The sequence below is a fragment of the Mongoliitalea lutea genome (assembly GCF_014652135.1).
GTDB classification, from domain to species: domain Bacteria; phylum Bacteroidota; class Bacteroidia; order Cytophagales; family Cyclobacteriaceae; genus Mongoliitalea; species Mongoliitalea lutea.
This window is the reverse complement of sequence record NZ_BMYF01000053.1, coordinates 1-1,068: the sequence shown is the minus strand read 5'-3', so window position 1 is coordinate 1,068 and position 1,068 is coordinate 1. Positions and strand designations below refer to the sequence as shown.

General features: G+C 38.1%; 1 protein-coding gene. It reads right to left on the bottom strand.

Translation table 11 applies throughout. The features are described 5' to 3' along the window. Positions 1-421: 421 nt before the first annotated feature. A partial coding sequence (locus IE080_RS19325) for a transposase (protein WP_189586823.1) occupies positions 422-1,068 on the bottom strand: 647 nt, incomplete at its 5' end.

The window sequence follows — 1,068 nt, the reverse complement described above, 5'->3', positions numbered from 1 at the left end:
CTCCTATGTTGAAAAACAAGCAAACTGGCAAAAATTTCGCATAGGTTTCTCATAACTTTCCTTTTTTCTCTTAAATGCATTCTCAGTTTTGGTAGTCTCGTTGTCAAGGCCGCAGCGAAGCGGCGTTCATTTTAGCCTTTACTACGAGACGGGCAAAACTATTTTTGTATTTAAAAGAGAAAAGGAACAGTGGGGTTAATTTAATACCTAATCAGCCCTAATCCACTTTGATAACCTCTTTAATCAAACTCCTATCAACGGTCTAACAGATTGTCTGCCGCAATGTATCTTTCATTTTAAAGAGGAGGGGACGCAATCTTTGCGGAACAGTCTTTCTTTTCAGGCGCTGCAGTCGCAAGCTAACGTTTAGTCCCCTTCCCAATTTTCTAAGGTTTGGTGTCTTATGGCATAATTCTTAAATTTAGCTTACCACACCAATTTCATACTCCACTTTATGGGTAAGCATAAATCTGATCCTATTCAACAGATTTTTAGCAATTCTGATTATTGCCTTATTTTTATTCATCCGTTCTGTAAGTTTGTTAAACCTCAAAGTGAGTGCAGGGTCTTTTCTCACTGCTACCCATGATGCTTCAACGAGCATGATCTTGATATCTTTTCTGCCTCTTTTTGATAATTTTCCGGTAATCATCTTTTCTCCCGAACCGTACATTTTTGGAATAAGTCCCACATAACCACAAAGCTCATCCATGGTCTTAAACCTTTTGATGTCATATATTTGAAGAAGGATTCTCATAGCTCCCAGTGGTCCAATACCCGGTACAGAGGTCAGAAGAGCAAAGTCATCCTTATATTTTTCAGTTTTTGAAAGTTCTCTCAGCTGTCTTGTTACTGTCAATAACTGCTTCCGGAGCAATAAACCTGTTTCTATATAGTTGTTAATAGTGCTCTGTAATTCAGGTTTTATCTCAGGTACTGATCGTAACCATTCAATATATACTTTTGACCAGCTTCTGGATTGACTACTGCTGAATTTTTCAGGAATCTCTATACCGAACTGGTAAAGAGTAGCTTTAACCCTGTTCTTTTCAGAGGTTAGCATTTTGG